At 50.3% G+C, this 3,231-nt stretch carries 2 protein-coding genes and 2 tRNA genes; 1 reads left to right on the top strand and 3 read right to left on the bottom strand.

Annotated features, from left to right (window positions below):
* Nucleotides 1-216: 216 nt before the first annotated feature.
* The 3 genes from HMPREF3107_RS12325 to HMPREF3107_RS06045 all read right to left on the bottom strand — a co-directional run bounded on the left by HMPREF3107_RS12325 (nucleotide 217) and on the right by HMPREF3107_RS06045 (nucleotide 1,688).
* Entirely contained in the window at nucleotides 217-1,143 is a 927-nt protein-coding gene (locus HMPREF3107_RS12325) for a Hint domain-containing protein (protein ID WP_070454258.1), read from the bottom strand.
* 374 nt (nucleotides 1,144-1,517) lie between these two features.
* A tRNA-Glu gene (locus tag HMPREF3107_RS06050) sits at nucleotides 1,518-1,592 on the bottom strand.
* A 19-nt stretch (nucleotides 1,593-1,611) separates the two neighbouring features.
* Nucleotides 1,612-1,688 (bottom strand) — tRNA-Arg (locus HMPREF3107_RS06045).
* Nucleotides 1,689-1,801: 113 nt separating this feature from the next.
* Here HMPREF3107_RS06045 and HMPREF3107_RS06040 point away from each other — a divergent pair.
* The gene (locus HMPREF3107_RS06040) at nucleotides 1,802-3,193 is read left to right on the top strand and encodes a 3'-5' exonuclease (RefSeq protein WP_070454257.1); all 1,392 of its coding nucleotides are present in this window, start codon (nucleotides 1,802-1,804) and stop codon (nucleotides 3,191-3,193) included.
* Nucleotides 3,194-3,231 lie beyond the last annotated feature (38 nt).

The raw sequence follows: 3,231 nt of genomic DNA, 5'->3' as shown, positions 1-3,231 counted from the left end.
TCGCTGCGGCAGGTCAGTATCGGCATCAGCTCAAGATAATGTTCGTACAGTTTGAGTATGGCGCGGCTTTTCAGTTGTTCGCCAACTTGGGTTTCTATATCGGCGTATCCAGGCTTCGTCATTTTGCAGGCGTTTTTTGACGATGGTTGAAAAATCAGCCACGCTGAATTGTGCCAAATCCAGCACCTCCGAAGAGGCGCCCGCATCAAGCCAGTATTATTTCGCGGCCGGAAGCAAGGTTTGGATATGTTGTAGCGACAACTGCCGCGTAATGCATTCACGCCCTGCCGCGCCGCCGCAGTTATGCACCCCAATACCGGCCGCACCAACAAAATAAGTATGCGTATCTTCCACTTCGATGTTGTAAACATAGGCGTAGTAGTCTTTTCCTTCGTCTTCTGCGATTTCAACGGGTTCGCCATAATATTCAGGTTCTTCACCCGGCATGTAGCGGCAGACTTTTTCATTGGGCAATAACATACTTGGTTCCGGTACAACCTGCCTCACTCCATCAATAATATCTATCCCATAACCCTGTTCCCAAATGGTGTAATCGTCTTCGGTTACGGTAATAAATTCATCTGCATACTCACCATAACCGTTATCCCATAACCCGATACAATTCTTACCAAGAATACTTGTTGCCTTTGAAACGGTTTCAAAACTCTGAACAACGGCATAGTCATTATCAACCGTACGCAGAACATGCTCCTCATCTGAAGAAAGATAGAGTGCCGGTACCCACTCATTATAGGTACGTTCGGGAATCAGTTTGCCGTTTTCATCTTCAACAGCATCCACCAAGTGGTCTACCCAAATCGGATGGTCTTCGGTACAGAACAAATAGCCATATCCTTCCTGTGTAAGATAGCACTGATGGATAATCCGTTTCTTCTGCGCCGATTTAAAAGTAGAAACCACGCGCTTGTACACATTTTCGGCATCGGGATTGTTTTCATCTCGTGATAGCACCCTATCGCCAACCTTAATTTTATTGATTGGAACCAAGCCTTTATCGGTATGCACCAATGTTCCGGCGATAAAGCAGGCATGTTGCGCCATATCTTTTTCAGACGGCCTGATATAGGATATTTTTTGATGCAGGTTGTAGAGCAGTTCGTCTGTTTCTTTCGAAATCAGCATATCGATTTTTCCTTTCTATTATTTCCTTGAAAAAACATTTCTTAAGTTACCTTTTATTTTTAGCTATTTTATTTAGTTCACAGCGTATTACCTTCATTTTATCAGCCCGGCATAGCGGCTAACATCTAAGCCAGCCCTAAATAAGTTGAAGGAAGCATGTACAGTATAAACGAGATTTGGAGGAGTTTCGGTTAACCGCCTAATGCAATTGCTGCTGCAAATCCAATGCAATCATAGCCAAAAACAAACAGAAAACGAACTACTCGAAACAAATTGTAAAGATAAATCAACAGAGTAATACTGAAGAAAACTTATTGATTTTTAGAGACAAAAAATAAACCCTTACTATTTTTAGTAAGGGTTTATTCAAAATCTGGCACGCCCACGGGGAATCGAACCCCGGTTACCGCCGTGAAAGGGCGATGTCCTAACCGCTAGACGATGGGCGCGGATAAAATAAATTTTCTTTGGCGCACCCGGAGCGATTCGAACGCCCGACCCTCTGGTTCGTAGCCAGATACTCTATCCAACTGAGCTACGGGTGCGAGAAAGATGCGGATTATATGGATGCGAAACCAAGCTGTCAACATTTTCTGCTGGATATTTTTCTAAAAAAGGTTAAAATCCACCGTTTTGCTTGAATATAAAAAGAATTTAAATGATGGATACCGAGCGTTGGCCGCAACTTGCAGCCGCTTTTTCGGCTTTCAGACGGCCTGTCGTCATCATCGATTTGGAAGCCACGGGCGGTAATCCCTATGCGGACCGCATTACTGAAATCGCCTTCCTCCGCTTCGACGGCAACGGGGTTTCAAGCTACCGCCAACTGGTGAACCCCCAACGGAACATCCCCGAATTCGTCAGTAACCTGACCGGCATCGACGATGAAATGGTGGCCGATGCGCCGCCGTTTGCCGACTTGTCGGATGATTTGTTGCATCGGCTGCGCGGCACGCTCCTGCTGGCGCACAACAGCAAATTCGACTATACCTTCCTGCGCCACGAATTTTCCCGCTGCCGGCTTTCTTACGCCGCGCCCACACTCTGCACCGTCCAGCTTTCGCGGCAGCTCTATCCGCAATTTTTCAAACACAATTTGGACAGCATCATCGAACGCCATCAGATTGCCGTCAGCTCGCGCCACCGTGCCATGAACGACGTATTGGCACTGGCAGACTATTTGGAGCTGACGGCGGCCAGCCACGGCATCCTGCCTTTTGTCGAACAAGGCAGCGCGCTGACCCTCCCCAAGCTGCCGCCTGTCGGGCTGCATCCCGAACTGGCCTGGCAGCTGAATACCCTGTCCGACGGCGATGGTGCTCTGCTGTGGCTCGATTCAGACGGCCTGCCGCTGTATGCCGACGCACACGCCAAAACCTTTCGCGAAGCAGTGGAACTGCTGCACCGAAATCCTGCCCTGCAACGGGCGGCATCGCTGCGTTTCCTGCCGGCCGTCGGCCCGCTGCATGCCTTGATGCTCAAAGCCAAACTGTCGGCCGAACACGGATTCAGGCCGTCTGAAAACGATGTACGCCCGACAGATTACTTTACCGTCCGCTTCCATCCGAACGAAAAAGGCAAACTTCAAGCGCAAATCCGCCCGCTTTCAGACGGCCTCTATTCCGACCGACCCAACGGACTGTTTCTACACAAAAAAGCAGCTAAGCGCGCACTGGATGCCTGGGTGCGCGAACAGCAATTCTGCCCGGCCGAACTGAATATCCTGCCGCCGGACTACGACAGAAACGCCCCTTGTCCCGTTGCCGCCGTCGGCCGCTGCCAAGGGCAATGCGGCAACATCGGGGAAGCTGCCCGGCAACGGCAGCGCATCGAAACGGCTGCCCGCCTGCTGCCCGTGGCCGACTGGGGCAAGGCGCACCAAATCGAAATTTGCGAAACGGATACGTTAAACGGCCGGCGGCTTTCCTTCCATTGTGCCGGCGGCGCACTGCAAATGCCCGACGGCTCTTGGTATTTCGACCGGAAACTGCCTGCCGTGTTCAAAGAAAAATTCAGGGCGCACAGGAACGACATCGCCGTTTCTTTCTGAAAACGGCAGGCCGAGACCTTTGCAAAATCCCCCCAAAA

The sequence above is a fragment of the Neisseria sp. HMSC31F04 genome (assembly GCF_001807735.1).
In the GTDB taxonomy this organism is placed as follows: Bacteria; Pseudomonadota; Gammaproteobacteria; order Burkholderiales; family Neisseriaceae; genus Neisseria; species Neisseria elongata.
Note: the sequence above shows the minus strand (reverse complement) of the source record. Positions and strands in the feature narration are given on the sequence as shown.

Coding starts and splice junctions, on each gene's coding strand:
- HMPREF3107_RS12325 (WP_070454258.1), bottom strand. CDS start 1,143: ATGCTGATTTCGAAAGAAACAGACGAACTGCTCTACAACCTGCATCAA.
- HMPREF3107_RS06040 (WP_070454257.1), top strand. CDS start 1,802: ATGATGGATACCGAGCGTTGGCCGCAACTTGCAGCCGCTTTTTCGGCT.